Source organism: Pseudarthrobacter sp. MEB009, assembly GCF_030208875.1.
Classification (GTDB): Bacteria; Actinomycetota; Actinomycetes; order Actinomycetales; family Micrococcaceae; genus Arthrobacter.
Genome location: NZ_JARVTC010000006.1, coordinates 208,750 through 226,758, shown reverse-complemented (window position 1 = coordinate 226,758; position 18,009 = coordinate 208,750). Strand labels below are relative to the sequence as shown.

Genomic DNA, 18,009 nt, shown 5'->3' with positions numbered 1-18,009 from the left:
ACACCCCGAATAACAACCACAACCGATAGCGTAACGGTGAGGGACAGACGGGACGCCACCGACCCCACCACAGGCAGGACAGGTTGGAGCGGTTGACCCGGGCAGAAACGCAAAATGGGGACAAATTAGGCCGGAATTCCGGTGATTAACCTCAAAAACTGGCGGAAACACGCGGAATTTGCCGTACCGCGGCGCCCAAGCTGGTAAGTTTTCGAACAGTGGCTTGTGCGCATGCCGTGTGCAGGCTCCAGATCAAACCGTCCAGGAGGACATAAATGGCTAAGAACCGTAGTGAACTTGTTGCAGAGGTAGCTGGCAAGGCCGGCACCAGCCAGGCAGCCGTCAACTCCGTCCTCGATGCCCTGTTCGAGGTCTTCGAGACGTCCGTCGCCGCCGGCGAAAAGATCACCATCCCGGGCTGGCTCGCAGTCGAGCGCACCGACCGTGCTGCACGCACCGGCCGCAACCCGCAGACGGGCGAGACCATCCAGATCGCCGCGGGCCACAGCGTTAAGCTGACCGCAGGTTCGAAGCTGAAGGCTGCTGTCTCCAACAAGAAGTAGGCTTTCCGGCCCGGCGCACAGCCGGCACCGGCAAGGAGCGGCAACCATCCGGTTGCCGCTCCTTTTGCTTTAAGCCGATTCGCCGCCCGCCCGGGCGTAGCGGACAATGGAATGGTGTCTTCTGCCGCCAAACCACGTTCCGTGCCGCTTCAGTCCCCTCCCGGCAAGGGAGGGCAGGGGCGCGACGGCGGCGCCCCGGGTATTTCGCTGGGCTGGCAGCTGGCGGGGCTCGGCGCCATGTTCCTGGGCCTGGCCGCCGCACTGATTTTCTCCGGCGCCGCTGCGGCCCGGTCGGTCTCCGACCCCGGTGAGCTGGTTCGCTGGGGCCTGCCCGCCAGCAAGGCCATCCACAACATCGCCCTTGCCACTGTTATCGGCGGCCTGATCTTCGCCGTGGGGATCCTGCCCAAACACCTGGGCGGCCGTAACCGCGGCAGGGCGGCCGCAGCCGACGGCGAGGCCGCCGAGCATCCGGCCTTTACCCGGGCCCTGTCGATTGCTGCGGGCGCCGGTGCCATCTGGACGCTCTCCGCCATCGCCGTCCTGGTGCTGACCTATTCCGATGTGGCGGGACAGCCGGTCTCCGGCGACGCGGAGTTCACCAAGGCCCTGGTTTACTTCATGACCGACATCGAAACGGGCCGGGCCTGGCTGGCCGTCACGATCATCGCCGCCGTGGTCACGACCGCCCTGTTCGGGGTCCGCTCCCTCGGCGGGCTGGCCCTGACCTTGATCCTGGCCCTCGCAGGGCTGGTACCCACCGCCCTGATCGGCCATTCATCCAGTTCCTCGGACCACGAAGGCGCCATCAATTCGCTGGGCCTGCACCTGGTGGGCGTCAGCGCCTGGGTGGGCGGCATCATCATGCTGGTGCTGCTCTCCGGAATCCTCACCGGCGCCAAGGCCGGCGCAACAACGGACCTCACCGAGGCGGTCCTGCGCAGGTTCTCCACGCTGGCCGGTTTTGCCTTCGTCCTGGTCCTCGCGTCGGGCATCATCAACGCCAGCATCAGGATCACCAGCTGGGCAGATCTCTTCGGCTCCGTGTACGGCCAGCTCATCCTTGCGAAGACCACTGCCACGCTGGTGCTGGGCGGCATCGGGTTTATGCACCGGCAATGGGTCATCCCGCAGCTGGGCCGCAAGGGCGCCGCCATGTCCACCCGCCGGGTCCTGTGGCAGCTGGTGCTGGCGGAGCTGCTGATCATGGGCGCAACGTCCGGGATCGCCGTGGCGCTGGGCCGTTCCGCCCCGCCTCAGCCCACCACCTATGCGCCGGACGCTTCCCCGGCCTTTATCCTGACCGGTTACGAGCTGCCCCCGGAACTGACCCCGGAGCGCTGGTTGACCGAGTGGCGGCTGGACTGGCTCTGGATTGCCGTGGCGCTGTTCGGCCTGGTTGCTTACGCGTTGGGCGTCGCCAAGGTCCTGCGGCGCGGCGACAAGTGGAACTGGTTCCGCACCATCAACTGGGTGGTGGGCCTGGCCGTCCTGACGTTCATCACCTCGGGACCGCCTGCGGTGTACGGCCGCATCCTGTTCTCGGCGCACATGGTGGACCACATGGCCCTGACCATGGTGGCGCCTATCTTCCTGGTGCTTGGCGCACCGGTCACCCTTGCCCTGCGGGCACTGCCCGCCCGCGGTGACGGTTCGCGGGGCGCGAGGGAATGGATCCTGGTTTTTGTCCACTCAAAGTTCTCGCAACTCGTGACGCATCCGCTGTTTGCGGCCGCCAACTTCGCCGGCTCGATTGTGCTCTTCTATTACTCGGACCTGTTCGGCCTCGCCATGCGGGAGCACGTGGGCCACGAGTTGATGAACGTGCACTTCCTGCTGACCGGCTACATCTTTGTGCTCACCATGATCGGCTCGGACCCGCTGCCGCGCCGGGCGCCGTACCCCATGCGGCTGCTCCTGCTCCTGGCCACCATGGGCTTCCACGCCTTCTTCGGGGTGTCCATCATGGGCGGCACCAACCTGCTGGCCGCCGACTACTTCGGCAACCTGGGCCGGACCTGGGGCCAGTCGGCCCTGATGGACCAGCAGACAGGCGGCGCCGTGGCGTGGGGCATCGGTGAGGTCCCCACCCTCCTGGTGGCCATCGGCGTTGCGATCATGTGGTCGCGGTCCGACCAGCGCGAGTCCAAACGCGTGGACCGGGCGGCGGACAGGAATAACGACGCCGATATGACCGCTTACAACGATATGTTTGCCAAATTGGCTGAACGCGACGCCAAGCTGGCTGACCGCAATTCAAAGCTGGAAGGACGCTGATGAGCGAAACAGTACGTACCCACCACCGGGTCCGCGCCTCCGAACTGGTGGGCCGCAACTGGTTGAACACCGGCGGCAAGTCCCTGGACCTTGAAGCCCTGCGCGGCAAGATTGTGCTCCTGGACTTCTGGACCTTCTGCTGCATCAACTGCCTCCACGTCCTGGACGAGCTGCGCCCCCTGGAGGAGCAGTACTCCGACGTGCTGGTCACCGTGGGAGTCCACTCACCCAAGTTTGAACACGAGGCCGACCCCGTGGCCCTCGCCGCCGCCGTGGAACGCTACGACATCCACCACCCCGTGCTGGATGACCCTGAGCTGGAGACCTGGAAGGCGTACGCCGCCCGCGCCTGGCCCACCCTGGTGGTCATCGACCCCGAGGGCTACATCGTGGCGCACCTGTCCGGTGAAGGCCACGCGGACGGCCTCGCGGTGCTGATCCCCGAGCTGATCGCCGAACATGAGGCCAAGGGCACCCTGCACCGCGGCTCCGGCCCCTACGTGGCACCGGTTGCCACCTCCGGCACGCTCCGCTTCCCGGGCAAGGCGCTTTTCCTGCCGCCGGGCCGCGGCTCCGCGGGCTCCCGGCAGGCGTCCGACGACGGTGCTGCCGCTGCCAAGGGTTCCTGGCTGGTCACCGACACGGGGCACCACCGCCTGGTGGAACTGGGTACCGATTTCCAGACGGTCCTGGCCGCCTACGGCACCGGCACCAAGGGCCACGTTGACGGCCAGGCCGCCGGTGACGCGGCCACGGCGCAGTTCAACGAGCCCCAGGGCCTGGTGCTCCTGCCGGACGATGTGGCAGCCTCAGTTGGCTACGACGTGGTCATCGCCGACTCCGTCAACCACAGGCTGCGTGGGCTCTCGCTGCGCGACGGGCAGGCCACCACACTGGTGGGCAACGGCATCCAGCGGCTGCTGGAGACCGGCCCCGCCCGGGTGGACGAGGACGCCGCCGGCTTCACCGGCCAGCTCAGTGCGCACCCGCTGGACGTCTCGCTGAGCTCACCGTGGGACGTGGTGTGGTCCGGCAAGCTCAACGCCGTGGTGGTTGCCATGGCCGGCACCCACCAGATCTTCGGCTTCGACCCCCGCACCGGCGCGGTCTCCATCGTGGCCGGCAACGGACTGGAGGGCCTGTTGGACGGTGCCGCCCACGAGGCCTGGTTTGCCCAGTCCTCCGGCCTGGCCGAAGACGCTGACGGGAACATCTGGGTAGCCGACTCCGAGACCTCGGCGCTCCGCAGGCTGGTCATTGACGACGCCGGCACCGTCACCGTGGAAACGGCCGTGGGCCAGGGCTTGTTCGACTTCGGGTTCCGCGACGGCCCCGCCGCCGGGGCCAGGCTGCAGCATCCGCTGGGCGTCACCGTCCTCCCCGACGGTTCCGTGGCCATCGCCGACACCTACAACGGTGCCGTACGCCGGTTCGACCCCGCGTCCGGGACTGTGTCCACCCTGGCCCGCGGCCTGGCCGAGCCGTCCGACGTGATCGTTGACCACACCCAGGCCGCAGGCTCCGAGCCGCTGTTGGTGGTGGTGGAAGCCAACCGGCACCAGCTGGTGTACGTGCCCATCCCCAAGGAAGCCCAGCAGGTGGACGAGGGCGCGTCCCGGACCCAGCGGCCCAAGAGTCCGGTGGCGCCGGGCCTCCTGGAGCTCACGGTCCGTTTCACGGCCCCGACGGGCCAGAAACTCGACGACCGGTGGGGAGACCCCACCCAGCTGAAGATCTCCGCCACCCCGCCGGAGCTGCTGCTCTCCGGCGGCGGCACCTCGGTGGGCCTGCGCCGCACCCTGGAGCTCTCGGCCGACGTCCCCGAAGGTGTCCTGCACATCACCGCCCGGGCCGCTGCCTGCGACGGTCCGGAGACCGAGGACGGCGAGATCCCCGACCACGCCGCCTGCCACCTGTACCAGCAGGACTGGGGCATTCCCGTGCTGCTGCAGGCGGACGGCGATACCGGGCTGGTACTGGACCTCCGCGGCATGGACTGACGCGCCGCCGTCGTCCGCTTCCGTAAAAGCAGCCGCCCCTGACGGAGCGTTGGGGGCGGCGGGCTAGAAGCTCAGCTGCGGGGTGACGCGCACAGCATCCGGGGTGACGTCCAGGCGGGTGGTGAAACTGAAGTCCACTTCTTCCTTGAGCGGGTACCAGATGCCGGTGAACGCGTTTTGCTGCAGGGCTTCCACGGTGGCCTTCCCGTCCAGGGGCGCCACCACCCACCGGCCGTCGAACGGCTCGATGGACACGCCGGGATACTTGGTGACGTTCCATTTGATGGTGCCGTCCTGGACCCGGTTGTTGCTGGCGTAATAGAACGGGCAGTCGGGCTGGAGTTTCTGCTCCTTGACCGCTTCGCCGGCGCAGCCGTCCAGGAATTCCTTGACCTTTGCCGCAACGTCCTGCTTCAGCCTGTCGGTGGCCTGCGTCAGCAGGTTCAGGGGCGCCACGGGGGCGTCCCGGGCCGTGACCGTCGCCCGGGTGGCAGGCGCGGCGAAGTACTGCCCGTTCAGGGAAGCCTCATATTCGCCGGGGTAAAACACCGCGAACGAGTTCCTGCCGTTGGGCATGTTGACGGCGGCGCCGTTGACGATCGCCTCGCTGCCGTTGACCACCGTGATGTCCACCGTGGGCAGCCGGGACGGGACAAACGCCCAGGTGTTAAAGAAAAGCCACTCCGTGCCGGTCTTTTCCAGCACAAACTCGCTGCGGAGCCGGCTGCCGTCAATGGTGTACTCCAGGGGAACCATCACGCGGTTGCCCGGCTGGTCCTCCGGATCGCCGATGTCCACGTTGGACAGCCGCGACGTTGCCGTCTGCAGCGCCGTCCCGTCCAGCATCGCGGCGTTGGACGGCGGAACCGTGGCACGCAGCAGGCCCAGGGCCCGGCCACCGTCGCCGCTCTGCAGCGCGTCCAGGTACTCGCGCACCGGTTGCTGCGCACTGGCCACCGTATTGTTCACCACGTTGACCGCCACGATGGCGCCGGCGACGGCAAGCATCAGGCCCAGCAGCCATCCGGCCGCTATCCTCACCAACGCTTGACTCATCTGCACGGTCCTTACACTAACGTGCGTGCCAATCCCGCTAAAGTCGGCGTGCGCGTGGCGCGTGGCGTTACGTCGCCGGAAAGACGCGTCCGACGGCGGCCCGCAGGCCCGGGGGACGGCCGGCAGGGTGCCGTTCCGCCAGGCGCGGGGAGTCCGCGGCGGCGGCTCAGCGGTGCTGGCTCAGCGGCGGCGCCGGGAGGACGTGCCGAACACGCCGCGCAGGAGTTCCCGGCCCAGCTGGGTGCCCACGGACCTGGCCATGCTTTTAATGCCGCCGCCCAGGGCCCCGCCCAGCAGCCCGCCGAGATCGCCCATCATCCCGCCGCCGGCGTTCTGTTGCGGGGCCTGGCGTGGCGCCTGCGCCCGGGGCTGTTCGGCGGGCGCCGGTGATGTGGGGGCGGGCCTGCTGCTGGGCCGGCCCAGGATTTCTTCCTCGATCCGGCGGGCCTCGGCGTCGAGATCGGCATGCCCGCCGGTGCCCTGCCCATCCTGGTTGGGTGCGCCTGCGGGCAGCGGGGGCTGGCCGGGAGCGGCCGGGCCGGTGGCGGTGGCCGACTTGCCCGTCAGTTTCTCGTACGCGGAGTGGTTGTCCACGGCAGTGCCGTACTTGGTAAGCAGGGCCGACGCGCCAACGCTTCCCTGGACCAGGGCAGGGTCGCTGGGTCCCATCACGGATTCGGGGGCACGCAGCCGGGTGAGGGCAACGGGGGTGGGCGCGCCCCTGTCGTTCATCACGGTGATGACGGCTTCGCCGATGCCGGCGGAGGTGAGGGTCTCCTCGAGGTCGTAGTCGCTGACCGGGAAGGTGGAGACGGTGGCTTTCAGGGCCTTGGCATCCTCGGGGGTGAACGCGCGCAGCGCGTGCTGGACCCGGTTGGCCAACTGGCCCAGCACTTCCGCAGGCACATCCTTGGGGGTTTGGGTGACAAAGAAGATCCCCACGCCCTTGGACCGGATGAGCCGGACGGTGGTGGTGATGGCGGACAGGAAGGCTTTGGAGGCGCCGTTGAACAGCAGGTGCGCCTCGTCCAGGAAGAAGACCAGTTTGGGTTTGTCCAGGTCGCCGGCTTCGGGCAGGTCCTCGAACAGGTCGGCCAGCAGCCACATCAGGAACGTGGAAAACAGCATGGGCCTGTCCTGCAGGGTGGGCAGCTCCAGGCAGCTGATCACCCCGCGCCCGTCCGGGGCGGTGCGCAGCAGCTCGGCGGTGTCGAACTCCGGCTCGCCGAAGAACTTCTCCAGCCCCTGGGCCTCAAGGTTGACCAGCTCGCGCAGGATGACGCCGGCGGTGGCTTTGGAGAGGCCGCCGAGCTCCGCCAGCTGCTCCTTGCCCTCATCGGAGGTCAGGAACTGGATAACGGCGCGGAGGTCCTTCAGGTCGATCAGTTCCAGTTTGTTTTTGTCTGCGAAGTAGAAGACCAGCTGCAGGCTGGATTCCTGGGTGTCGTTGAGCTCCATGATGCGGGACAGCAGGATGGGCCCGAACGAGGTGATGGTGGCCCGGACAGGAACCCCCACCCCGTCGCCGCCCAGGGCCAGGAACTCCACGGGATACGACTTGCCCTGCCAGGCCTGCCCGATGCTGTCTGTGCGGGCTGCCAGTTTTTCGCTGCCCGGCGCCGCGGTGGCAAGGCCGGAGAGGTCGCCTTTGATGTCGGCCAGGAACACCGGCACACCCGCCGTGGACAGCTGCTCGGCCATCATGTGCAGGGTGACGGTCTTGCCGGTACCGGTGGCGCCGGCCACCAGCCCGTGCCGGTTCATCATGGCCAGCGGCAGCCGCACCGGCGCGTCCTTGTGGAGTTCGCCGTCGATGATGGCGGCCCCCAGCTCGATGGTGGCGCCTTCCAGGGTGTAGCCCTTCTGGATGGTGGCGAGCTTCTCTGCTGTGGTTTTGATGGCCATGGCGTTAGCTTAGCGGCGGCAGGGCCCTTTGTGGTGGCGTGCGTCTCAGGGCTGTGGAACCGGGGGAAGTTCCTTGGTGAAGGCCAGCGCGCCAATGGTCTCGGGATCAGCGTCAAGGTCGAACTGCGCCTGGTAGCCGGTGCTGAGGTACAGGTGCTTGGCTTCGGGCTGCCTCGGTCCGGTGGTGAGGTACACGGTGGTGTACCCGGCCTGGGCGGCCACGGCCTCCAGTTCGGCCAGGACCAGCCGGCCCAGGCCGCGGCGCCGGTGCCCGGTGGCGGTCCAGATCCGCTTGAACTCAGCGGTGGTGGCGTCGTAGCGGCGGAACGCGCCGCCGGCGATGGATTCGCCGTTTTCCTGGATGATCAGCAGCGCCCCGCCGGGGGCGGCGAACTCGGCTGCCGGGTACCGGTTCAGTTCGTCGGCCACCTCCCGGTCGCCGAAGAGGTCGTTGTAGCGGGTGCCGTATTCGACGGCGAGCTCGTCCAGGAGCGGGCGGACCCTGGGGTCATCCATGGGCAGGCTCAGGACGGCCAGCGAGGCCGGGTCGAGGGGGCGGTGCGCCACAGTGGGTTCGGCAGTCATGGTTTCAGTTCTTTCCGACGGCGGCTGGTTGGGGATGACGGGTTGGTTGCGGATACTGCGTTGGTGCGGTCGCCGAAGCGGCGGCGGATGCTGCTGCGAGCGATTGCGCTGCGGCGAGGATCCGCCGGGCCAGGGCATCATTCTCCCGGAACGGTGCCGCGTTGGTCGAGGGCCGCGCAAACGCGCCGGCGCCCCAGCCCGAGGTGCCGGGCCCGATTCCGAAGACCGCCGCCTGGGGTTGGCCGCAGGCGCCCACCAGCTGAAGGTCCCCGTTGACCAGAAGCTTGCCGGTGGAATGGATCCCGTCCGCCGTCAGCAGCTGCTGCTCGGTGCCGAGCCCGGTTCGGTGCAGGGCGGCCAGGGCAGGGTTGCGGGTCCGGGCCAAGGAGGTGGCCGGCAGCCGGGCCTCGATGAAGGCGGTGGCGCTGATGCCCGCGCCGGACTGCCGGGACGTGGCGTGGAAGGCGCCGGTTGTTTCATCGGCTGAGACTTCCAGGCCGGGGCCAAGGAACTGCAGCAGCCCGGCGCGGTGCAGGGCCAGCATCTGCCGGAGCCGGTGCGGGGGCGGGCCGGAATCCACAAAGCTGAAGAACCCGTGCCACCAGCCGTGGACGGTCTGCTGCGACCGGGCATTGAGCCGCTCCGCGGGAACCACCCGGCCCAGTTCCATGTAGACGCGCAGCAGAGCCAGGAACAACGCCAGGGTTTCCGGATGGTCCGGGCTGTCGCGGAGGGCCAGGTCATGCTCGATGTAGCCGGCCACGGCGGCCTGGACATCCTCGGCGCCCTCGAACAGGCGTCCCTCAAACGGGCGGTCCAGCTGTTCCAGGTCAAGGTGGAGCGCGGCATCGGGTACAGCGGCGGCCACCAGGTCCCGGCGGGCGTCGCTGTACCAGTCCAGGCCCGCGTACTTCACTGCGAACGTGTCCCAGGCCAGGGCGCCGCGTCCGGGTGCACCTGTCAGCAGCTCGCGGTAATAGCCGTACCCGGCCTCCTTGGCGATCAGCGGCCACAGGTGGCTGCGGAAGTCCAGTTCCCCGTGCTGTTCCAGCAGCCCGGCCACCGCGTCCGCGGTGAAGAACTCCAACGGACCCGGCGCGTCACCGGCAAGGGCAGCGGAGATCTTCGAGTGGTAAGGAACACCGCGTCGGGACCCGGCCCACAACCGCGGTTCCCGTCCGGACGGAAGGTAGCGGAGCCCGCCGTCGGCCGCTTCTTCAAACCTGCCGCCGCGGCCTTCCATCAGGATGACCAGGAGGTCCACAAACGCCAGGCCCATGCCGGCCACAATGACGTCCTGGCCCGGTGCGATGGCCGAATAGTCGACGTCGGTGGTGTAGCTGGGTGCGGCGTGGAACCCGCCGTGGCGCCGGGCGAAGTCCTGCCACCGTTCGGACGCGGCATCAGGCAGGGAATCGGTGTGGCCCACCGCGGTGACCAGGAGGTCGGCGTGCAGGACCCGGCCGTTTGCCAGCGTGACGTCGTGGCCGCCGCCGTCGGAGGCGGTGATGTCCTCCGCGGTGGTCCGGTGCACCGTCAGGCTCCGGCCGAAGGTCCTGGCGGTCCTCCGGAAGAACCACTCAAGGTACTGGCTCTGCAGGCGGCGGGTGGGGAACGTGGCGCCGGTGAGGGTGCGCAGTTGCTCCTGGAGGGGGCGGGGAAAATCCGGGACGTCCGTGATGCTGCCGGCCAGGATCCCGGCGGCCCACTCCGCCAGCGACGGCCCGGGCAGCGCCGGGCCGTCGCAGCTTACGGAGTCGTCGGTAAACATGGTGATGTCTGCGGCCATGGAGTTCAGGAGCAGGCCCGGGTCCTGGTCGTAGCGCCAGATCCGGCCCGAACCTGGGACATGCGGCTCCACCACGTGGATCTTCACGGGGCCGGCGAAAACTTCCGGCCGGTTGGCTGCCAGCCTCTCCAGGACGCCTGCCGCACGGGGCCCGCCGCCAATAAAGACGATGGCCGGGATGGTGGCTGGCATGGGGGCTCCTGGTGGCAGGCGGTGGTGGGTTGCGGCAGCGGGACCCGGACATTGAAGGGGCTGCCGGAGTGCCATGGTAGGCAGCGTTCCCGACGGCGGTCGAGCGCCTTGTTCACGCCCGTTAACTCCGCGTCATCCCGCGTCAAGAAAGGCAAAAAACGGACTCATGACGCCGTGCGAAGCCAGGTGAAGGAATGCAACCTGCCGCCTTGCCGGGCCTCTCGGCGCGGTCCTAGATTTGCAGCCAGCAACCGCGGCAGAACGTCGCGGACCAGGGCGGATGCTCCGGGCACAGACCAGAAGCGAGGTGGCACATGAGTTCAGCAACAACAAGGGTGGCGCAGCCGGAACAGGCTGCGGACCCGTCCGCAGGACCTGCGCCGGCTGCTGCCGGTGCCGGGAGCCAGCCGCCGGCAGGTGGCCCGGGGCGGCAGGCCGCCGATTACTCCGCTTACCGCGTGGTGGCGGCCAAACACCCGTGGCGGTGGGTGGGCACCGCGGCCGTGGCGCTGGGCGTGGTGGCGATCGCCTGGTCGCTGGCCACCAACCCCCGCTGGGAGTGGGGCGTGGTGGCCCAGTGGTTCACCGCGCAATCGGTCATCAACGGCCTGGTGGAAACGCTGAAGCTCACCGCCATCTCCGGACTGCTCGGCTTTGTGCTGGGCTTCATCCTGGCGCTGATGCGGCTCTCTGCGTCCCCGCTGCTGGTCTCCGTGTCCTGGACGTTCTCCTGGATTTTCCGGTCCACCCCGCTGCTGGTGCAGATGCTGCTCTGGTACAACCTGGGCTACCTGTACGAAAAGATCAGCCTGGGCATCCCGTTCACTGATGTCCGGTTCTTCGAAATCCAGACCACCACCCTGATCAGCCAGTTTGCCGCTGCCGTCCTGGGCCTGACACTCAACCAGGCTGCCTACTCCGCGGAAATCATCCGCGGCGGCATCCTCTCCGTGGACCAGGGCCAGCTGGAGGCTGCTGCGGCGCTGGGCATCCCGGCCTGGCGGCGGTCCACCCGCATCGTCCTGCCGCAGGCCATGCGCGCCATCCTGCCCACCGCCTTCAACGAGATCATCGGCCTGGTCAAGGGCACCTCGATCGTCTACGTGCTGGCCTACTCGGAGCTCTTCTACACCGTCCAGGTCATTTACAACCGCACCCAGCAGGTCCTCCCGCTGCTCCTGGTGGCCACGCTCTGGTACGTGGTGATCACCTCGGTGCTCAGCGTCTTCCAGTACTACATCGAACGGCACTACTCCAAGGGAGCGGTCCGCAACCTGCCCCTGACGCCGTTGCAGAAGGCCCGCAAATTCTTCGCCACCCACGCCGTGGACAGCAACCGGGCAAGGAGCCTCTGATGACTGAAACACCAACCCGCGGCCTGGTGGAAATCACCGGGGTCAGGAAATCCTTCGGGACCACTGAAGTCCTTAAAGGTGTCAGCCTCACCGTGGAACCAGGCGGCGTGGCAGTCATTGTGGGCCCCTCCGGCTCCGGAAAGTCCACGCTGCTGCGCACCATCAACCACCTCGAAAAGATGGACGGCGGCCACATTTCGATCGACGGAAAGCTGGTGGGCTACGAGGTCCGCGGCGAACGGCTGCACGAGCTGCGGGAAAAGGACATCCTGAAGCAGCGCACCGAAATCGGCATGGTGTTCCAGAACTTCAACCTCTTCCCGCACCTGACGGCGCTCGAGAACGTCGCCGAAGCCCCGGTGGTGGCACAGCGCCCCGGAAAAGCCAAAAGCACCAAGGAGGAAGCACGGCGCCGCGGCCTGGAACTCCTGGACCGCGTAGGGCTCAAGGACCGCGCCGACGCCTACCCCCGCCAGCTCTCCGGCGGCCAGCAGCAGCGCGTGGCCATTGCCCGGGCACTCGCCCTGGACCCCAAGATCCTGCTGTTCGACGAGCCAACGTCCGCACTAGACCCCGAGCTGGTCAACGAAGTGCTGGACGTCATCCGTGAACTGGCCAAGTCCGGCACCACCCTGATCATCGTCACCCACGAAATGGGCTTCGCCCGGGACGTCGCGGACACCGTGGTGTTTATGGACCAGGGCCAGATCGTGGAACAGGGCACACCCCAGGAACTCTTCACCAACCCCCGCGAACCGCGCACCAGGAGCTTCTTCTCCAAGGTCCTCGAACCCGCCTTCAACATCTAAAGGATCCACCATGGCTTTCTCCTCCAGTCTCCCCGGCGCCGGCCGCCGGCACCCGCGCCGCGTCCGCACCCTTGCCGCCCTGCCCGCCGTCGTCCTCCTGGGCACCGCTGCCTTGTCCGCGTGCGCCGACCCCGGCGCCTCCGCCGCTGGAAACGCCTCGGCGGCGGCGGAGCCGACGGCTGCCCGCAACGGCGTGGTCTACAACACTTCGCCGGACCAGCAGCGCATCCGGGCAGAGAAGGACGCCGCGCTCGCCGCCAAGGTGCCGGACCTGATCGGCAAGGACGGCAAGCTGACCATCGCCACCACGGCAGGGTCGATTCCGCTGACGTTCCACGCCACGGATGACAAAACGCCCATCGGCGTGGAGATCGACATCGCCCAGCTGGTAGCGGACAAGCTGGGCCTGGACCTGGACATCCAGGTGACCTCCTGGGAAAACTGGCCGCTGAAAACCCAGTCGGGCGACTTCGAAGCCGTGTTTTCCAACGTGGGCGTCAACAAGGACCGGGTGAAGCTCTTCGACTTCGCCACCTACCGGGCCGCGTTTATGGGGTTCGAAGCCAAAAAATCCGCAAGCTACGACATCAAGGGCTCCGACGACATTTCCGGCCTGAAGGTTTCCGTGGGGTCCGGCACCAACCAGGAAAAGATCCTGCTGGCCTGGAACAAGGAACTTGAGGACAAGGGCAAGGCCCCGGCCACGCTGCAGTACTACTCGTCCGACGCCGATACCATCCTGGCGCTGTCCTCAGGCCGCACGGACCTGAACATCGCCCCCTACCCGTCCACCGTGTACCGGGAAAACACCCGCGACGACCTCAAAGTGGTGGGCAAGGTCAATGCCGGCTGGCCGGCAGAAACCCTGGTGGCAGCCACCACGCTCCGGGGCAACGGCCTGGCCCCGGTCATCACCGAGGCGCTGAACGCCGCCATCAAGGACGGCAGCTACGGGGACGTCCTGGAACGTTGGGGTTTGAGCGAGGAAGCCCTGCCGGAGTCGGCAACGGTCACGGCGGAAAGTTTCGGGGCCGCAAAATGAAGTTCCAGGTCCTGGACATTATTCCGCACCTGAAGAACCCGCTCACCGGGGACATCGTTTCCACCGCGGACCGGCTGAACCAGGTGGTGCAGACCGCACAGCGGGCCGAGGAACTGGGCTACGACGGGTTCTCCGTGGGTGAGCGGCATGCGGGGGAGTTCATCTCCTCCTCGCCCACCACGGTGCTGGCGGCCATCGCTGCCGTCACGGAGCGGATCCGGCTGCAGACCGGTGTCGCCGTCCTTTCCGTCCTGGACCCGGTCCGGGTGGCCGAGGACTACGCCACGATCGACCAGCTCAGCCGCGGCCGGCTGGAACTGGTGATCGGCAAGGGCAATGAGGTGCTCCAGTACCCGCTCTTCGGCCTGGACCTGGACCACCAATGGGAGCTCCTGGCCGAAAAGTATGAACTGCTGCGCCGGCTGTGGCGCGAGGAGAACCTCACCTGGTCCGGCCGGTTCCGGGCACCCCTGACCGAGCCCACCACCACCACGCCCCGTCCGTTTGACGGCCCGCCCCGGATTTGGCACGGCTCTGCCACAACGCTGACATCGGCGGCCCTGGCCGCCAAGTGGGGGGACCCGCTGTTCACGGCGAACGCCATCCAGCCGCGGGAAAACTACCATGTGCTGATCCAGCACTACCGGGACGAATACGAGCGCCACGGCCATGACCCGAAACACCAGTATGTTGGCTCGGGCAGCGGCGCCGGTGGTGTGTTTATCGCGGACACCACGCAGGAGGCCATCCGCCAGTTCGGGCCTGTGTACGAGGCGCTGACCCGCAACCGCAACGTCCCCGGCAACAACTCGCCCTTCCGGGACATCAACCACGCGGTGGCGGAAGGACCGGCCCTGGTGGGCAGCCCCGAACAGGTGGTGGACAAGATCCTGAGCTACCACGGGCTGTACGGCCACGACCTGCAATCCATTTCCCTTCCCACCACCCTTCCCTTCGGGCAGCAGCTGGACATCCTGGAGCGGTTCGCCCTTGAAGTCATCCCCGCCGTGCGGGCCGCCGCTCCCACCACCTTGTGGGAGGCCGAAGACCCGTACGGGCTGCGCCCCGAACCTGCTGTCCCAGCCACTTCCATCCAGACCAGGAGCACCCTTGACTACGCACGCTGAAACGACGCCGTTCGCCGCTGAGTGGGAAGAATGGCACACAGCCCACGAACAGCACCGGGCCTCCCCGCACGGCTTCCTCGCCGTCACCCACCTGCATTGGCTTGACGCCACGCCCACCCCGCTGGACGGCGCACCGGGCACCTGGAGCGCGGATGCCGACACCGTCACGGTGGTCCTGGCGGCCGGCGAAAGCCTGGAGCAGGACGGGCAGGAGCTCAATACTGCAACGGGCACCACCATCACCTTTGGCCCCATTCCGGAACGCGGCGGGATCAACCTCGCAGCCGGTAACGCAGTGGTGGAACTGGCTAAACGCGGCGGGCTGTACATCGTCCGGCCGCGGCACCCGGACAACGCCCTGCTCGGCACCTACCAGGGGACCCCTGCCTACGCCCCGAACGCGGCCTTTGCCGTCCCCGCGACGTATGTGCCCTTCGAAACGCCGCGCACCACCACCGTTGGCGCCGCCGTCGAGGGCATCCAGCACGTTTACGAAGCCCCGGGCGAGCTGCGTTTCCGGCTCGAAGGCCAGGACCTGTCGCTGACCGCGTTCAACGGTTACACGGCCGGATCCCTCACGGTGCTGTTCACGGACCAGACCTCCGGAAAGACCACCTACGCCGCCAACCGGTCGGTGTCCGTGGCTCCGGCCGCTGATGGATCGGTGGAGCTCGACTTCAACCGCGCCGTTAACCTTCCCTGCGCCTACACCGACCTTGCCACCTGCCCGCTGCCGCCGGCCGAAAACCGGCTTCCGGTGGCCATCGAAGCCGGCGAAAAGACACCCTACGAACGGAAGGACCAGCAGTGAGCACCGCAGCTACAGCACGCCCCGGTTTCCTGGCCATCGAACTCGACGGCGCCGGCTGGGACGGGGCCGGATCCGGCACCCTCGCCGCCGCCGTGCTGGCAGTGGAATCCGCAGGTTTCCACGTGGCCACGTTCAAGGACGCCCCGGAAGCGGGCCGTGCCAACGCGCTGCAGCGCGCAGCCTTTGCCGGCCCCGTGACCCGGTCCATCGCCTTGGTTCCCGAAGTGGACACCGTGTACACCGAACCGTTCCACGTCTCCACCCAGCTGGCCAGCCTGGACTACGTTTCGGGCGGCCGGGCCGGCTGGATTGCTACGGCAACCGAATCCCCGGCGGCCGCCGCAGCTGTGGGCCGGCGCAGCGTCACGGGCGAAGGCCTGGCCAAAGAGGCTTCGGCTGCGATCGAGGTTTCCCGCAGGCTCTGGGATTCCTGGGAGGACGACGCCGTCATCCGCGACGTGGCCACCGGCCGCTACATCGACGTGGACAAGCTCCACTATGTGGACTTCACCGCCCCGGAAGAGGCCGGCCCCGGCTATTCCATCAAGGGCCCTTCCATCATTCCGCGGCCGCTTCAGGGCCAGCTGCCGGTCATCGCCCCGCTGGGCCTGCTGGGCAGCGGACTGGTGGACGACGCCGCAGTGGACGCGGTCCTGGTGACCGCACCCACGCCCGAACTGTTGACCGCAGAGGTCCGGGATGCCCGCAGCCGGCTGCGCACCGGGGTGGCCATCATCGCCGAACTTGACGTGGTCCTGGACTCACGCGGGCTGGCAGCGGCAGACCGCCCCGCGCCGGCGGACAGCGGCCGTGCGCTCTTTACGGGCAGCGCGGCCGGGCTTGCCGCTTTACTGGCACCGATCCTGGCGGTAGCCGACGGCGTCCGCCTCCACCCGGCGTCGTTCGATGTGGAACTCGACGAGCTCTCCCGCGTGGTCCTGCCGGAGCTGCGGCGCAGCGGCGCCCTGCGCGCACCGTTGCAGGATGCCACCTTCCGGGACCTGCTGGGCCTTGACCGCCCCGCCAGCCGCTACGCCGACGCCGCCGCAACCGCCATTGCCGCCGCAGAATAAGGAAAAACCATGACTTCGCACAGCAGTGCTAAATCCGATCCCACCGTTTTTGCGCCCTCGGGCACCCTGCAGTTCGGCATCTTTTTCCAGGGGGTGAATTCGGGCACCATCTGGAAGGCCGCCGAATCCGGCTCGCAAACGGACTTCGAATCCTTCCGCCGGCTGGTGCAGACCGCAGAGCGCGGCCTGTTCGCCGCCTTCTTCCTGGGCGAAGGACTGCGGCTCCGTGAACACCTGGGCCGGATCCACGACCTGGACGTGGTGGGCCGCCCGGACGCGCAGACCGCCCTGGCGGCCCTCGCCGCCGTCACCACCAACATCGGCCTGGTAGCCACTCAGAACACGACCTACAACGATCCCGCGGACCTGGCACACCGGCTGGCGAGCCTCGACCTGATTTCCGGCGGCCGGGCCGCCTGGAACATCGTTACCACCGACAACGCCTGGACCGGAGCGAATTTCCGCCGCGGCGGCTACCTTGACCACGCTGACAGGTACAAGCACGCGGAAGCCTTTGTGGAGACCGCCAAACGGATCTGGGATTCGTGGGAGACCCCCGCCGGCCCGGCCCGCCACGTACGCCACGAGGGCCAGCACTACACCGTGGACGTCACGCCCCGCCTTCCGCGCAGCGCCCAGTACCGCCCGGTGCTGTTCCAGGCCGGGGATTCCCCGGAAGGCCGGGACTTCGCCGCCCGGCAGGCTGACGTGATCTTCTCCGCGCATCCCAAGCTGGAGAAAGCCATTGAATTCCGCACCGACCTGGTGGCCCGGACACTGGCGGCAGGCCGTCCTGCCAACGCCGTCCAGATCATGCCGGCCAGCGAGTTCATTCTCGCGGCCACCGACCAGGAGGCCCAGGCCAAGAAGGAGTGGGTCCGCAGCCTGCAGATCGGGCCGCAGCAGGCCCTGGCCTACCTCGAACAGTTCTGGGGCCGGGAGCTCTCCGGCTACGACCCCGACGGGCCGCTCCCCGAAATCGATCCCGTGGTGGAGGAGACGTCCGAGACGCGCGGCAGCGGATTCCACGGCGCCAAAGCGCGGCAGCTCGCGGACCAGTGGCGGGCCGAGGCGAAGGACAAAGGCCTGTCCATCCGGCAGTTCGTCTCCGCCAAGACCTCCCGCATGGACGCCACGTTTACCGGCTCCTACTCCGCCGTGGCCGATCACCTCTCGGAATTCGCCAGGGTGGGGGCTGTGGACGGCTTTAACATCTCGCCGTGGCTCATCCCCACGGGCCTGGACGACATCGTCAACCACCTGGTGCCGGAACTGCAGGAACGCGGCGTCTACCCCACGGAGTACCGCGGCACCACGCTCCGGGAAAACCTTGGCCTGGCGACGCCTGTCCGTTCCGGCGATGCCGTCACCGCCGCCGGCCCGGTCCGGCATGCGTGAGCAGGACAGCTCCGCGGCGGAATCCAC

The 18,009-nt window shown here is 67.9% G+C and carries 14 protein-coding genes; 10 read left to right on the top strand and 4 right to left on the bottom strand.

The features are described 5' to 3' along the window. The first annotated feature begins 275 nt into the window (after positions 1-275). From QRN07_RS05815 to QRN07_RS05805, 3 genes are all read left to right on the top strand, one after another. Positions 276-563 carry an HU family DNA-binding protein gene (locus tag QRN07_RS05815; RefSeq protein ID WP_009358243.1) on the top strand — a complete coding sequence of 96 codons (288 nt, stop codon included), beginning with the start codon at positions 276-278 and terminating at the stop codon, positions 561-563. Between the two features lie 111 nt (positions 564-674). After that, the gene (locus QRN07_RS05810; protein ID WP_285240602.1) at positions 675-2,840 is read left to right on the top strand and encodes a bifunctional copper resistance protein CopD/cytochrome c oxidase assembly protein; all 2,166 of its coding nucleotides are present in this window, start codon (positions 675-677) and stop codon (positions 2,838-2,840) included. Continuing rightward, complete coding sequence (locus QRN07_RS05805; protein WP_285240601.1) at positions 2,840-4,840, top strand: NHL domain-containing thioredoxin family protein; 2,001 nt, start codon at positions 2,840-2,842, stop codon at positions 4,838-4,840. The genes QRN07_RS05810 and QRN07_RS05805 overlap by 1 nt, the downstream gene beginning before the upstream one ends. 63 nt (positions 4,841-4,903) lie before the next feature. Here the strand turns inward: QRN07_RS05805 and QRN07_RS05800 are convergent, their stop codons facing one another. From QRN07_RS05800 to QRN07_RS05785, 4 genes are all read right to left on the bottom strand, one after another. Further along, positions 4,904-5,896: a hypothetical protein gene (locus tag QRN07_RS05800; RefSeq protein WP_285240600.1), complete on the bottom strand. Its 993-nt coding sequence runs from the start codon at positions 5,894-5,896 to the stop codon at positions 4,904-4,906. A 180-nt stretch (positions 5,897-6,076) separates the two neighbouring features. Then, positions 6,077-7,801: a helicase HerA-like domain-containing protein gene (locus QRN07_RS05795; protein ID WP_285240599.1), complete on the bottom strand. Its 1,725-nt coding sequence runs from the start codon at positions 7,799-7,801 to the stop codon at positions 6,077-6,079. A gap of 45 nt (positions 7,802-7,846) precedes the next feature. Beyond that, positions 7,847-8,386, bottom strand: a complete 540-nt coding sequence (locus QRN07_RS05790) for a GNAT family N-acetyltransferase (RefSeq protein ID WP_285240598.1) — start codon at positions 8,384-8,386, stop codon at positions 7,847-7,849. A gap of 4 nt (positions 8,387-8,390) precedes the next feature. Beyond that, the gene (locus QRN07_RS05785; protein ID WP_285240597.1) at positions 8,391-10,367 is read right to left on the bottom strand and encodes an FAD/NAD(P)-binding protein; all 1,977 of its coding nucleotides are present in this window, start codon (positions 10,365-10,367) and stop codon (positions 8,391-8,393) included. A gap of 314 nt (positions 10,368-10,681) precedes the next feature. On the opposite strand from QRN07_RS05785, the gene QRN07_RS05780 reads away from it, so the two are divergent. From QRN07_RS05780 to QRN07_RS05750, 7 genes are read left to right on the top strand one after another with little or no spacing between them, the layout of a single operon-like run. After that, a complete protein-coding gene (locus QRN07_RS05780; protein ID WP_050685297.1) occupies positions 10,682-11,722 on the top strand; it encodes an amino acid ABC transporter permease in 1,041 nt (346 codons plus the stop codon). After that, a complete protein-coding gene (locus tag QRN07_RS05775; RefSeq protein WP_050685296.1) occupies positions 11,722-12,531 on the top strand; it encodes an amino acid ABC transporter ATP-binding protein in 810 nt (269 codons plus the stop codon). The genes QRN07_RS05780 and QRN07_RS05775 overlap by 1 nt, the downstream gene beginning before the upstream one ends. 10 nt (positions 12,532-12,541) lie before the next feature. Continuing rightward, complete coding sequence (locus QRN07_RS05770; protein WP_285240596.1) at positions 12,542-13,573, top strand: ABC transporter substrate-binding protein; 1,032 nt, start codon at positions 12,542-12,544, stop codon at positions 13,571-13,573. Continuing rightward, positions 13,570-14,700: an LLM class flavin-dependent oxidoreductase gene (locus tag QRN07_RS05765; RefSeq protein WP_285240595.1), complete on the top strand. Its 1,131-nt coding sequence runs from the start codon at positions 13,570-13,572 to the stop codon at positions 14,698-14,700. Before QRN07_RS05770 ends, QRN07_RS05765 begins: the two co-directional genes overlap by 4 nt. Further along, positions 14,684-15,511 (top strand): DUF1684 domain-containing protein, encoded by an 828-nt coding sequence (locus tag QRN07_RS05760; protein WP_285240594.1) that lies wholly within the window; start codon positions 14,684-14,686, stop codon positions 15,509-15,511. The genes QRN07_RS05765 and QRN07_RS05760 overlap by 17 nt, the downstream gene beginning before the upstream one ends. After that, positions 15,508-16,584, top strand: coding sequence for an LLM class flavin-dependent oxidoreductase (locus QRN07_RS05755; protein WP_056595785.1), 1,077 nt, complete (start codon positions 15,508-15,510; stop codon positions 16,582-16,584). The genes QRN07_RS05760 and QRN07_RS05755 overlap by 4 nt, the downstream gene beginning before the upstream one ends. A gap of 9 nt (positions 16,585-16,593) precedes the next feature. Continuing rightward, positions 16,594-17,982 carry an NtaA/DmoA family FMN-dependent monooxygenase gene (locus QRN07_RS05750; RefSeq protein ID WP_285240593.1) on the top strand — a complete coding sequence of 463 codons (1,389 nt, stop codon included), beginning with the start codon at positions 16,594-16,596 and terminating at the stop codon, positions 17,980-17,982. Positions 17,983-18,009: the final 27 nt, after the last annotated feature.

Coding starts and splice junctions, on each gene's coding strand:
- QRN07_RS05815 (WP_009358243.1), top strand. CDS start 276: ATGGCTAAGAACCGTAGTGAACTTGTTGCAGAGGTAGCTGGCAAGGCC.
- QRN07_RS05810 (WP_285240602.1), top strand. CDS start 675: ATGGTGTCTTCTGCCGCCAAACCACGTTCCGTGCCGCTTCAGTCCCCT.
- QRN07_RS05805 (WP_285240601.1), top strand. CDS start 2,840: ATGAGCGAAACAGTACGTACCCACCACCGGGTCCGCGCCTCCGAACTG.
- QRN07_RS05800 (WP_285240600.1), bottom strand. CDS start 5,896: ATGAGTCAAGCGTTGGTGAGGATAGCGGCCGGATGGCTGCTGGGCCTG.
- QRN07_RS05795 (WP_285240599.1), bottom strand. CDS start 7,801: ATGGCCATCAAAACCACAGCAGAGAAGCTCGCCACCATCCAGAAGGGC.
- QRN07_RS05790 (WP_285240598.1), bottom strand. CDS start 8,386: ATGACTGCCGAACCCACTGTGGCGCACCGCCCCCTCGACCCGGCCTCG.
- QRN07_RS05785 (WP_285240597.1), bottom strand. CDS start 10,367: ATGCCAGCCACCATCCCGGCCATCGTCTTTATTGGCGGCGGGCCCCGT.
- QRN07_RS05780 (WP_050685297.1), top strand. CDS start 10,682: ATGAGTTCAGCAACAACAAGGGTGGCGCAGCCGGAACAGGCTGCGGAC.
- QRN07_RS05775 (WP_050685296.1), top strand. CDS start 11,722: ATGACTGAAACACCAACCCGCGGCCTGGTGGAAATCACCGGGGTCAGG.
- QRN07_RS05770 (WP_285240596.1), top strand. CDS start 12,542: ATGGCTTTCTCCTCCAGTCTCCCCGGCGCCGGCCGCCGGCACCCGCGC.
- QRN07_RS05765 (WP_285240595.1), top strand. CDS start 13,570: ATGAAGTTCCAGGTCCTGGACATTATTCCGCACCTGAAGAACCCGCTC.
- QRN07_RS05750 (WP_285240593.1), top strand. CDS start 16,594: ATGACTTCGCACAGCAGTGCTAAATCCGATCCCACCGTTTTTGCGCCC.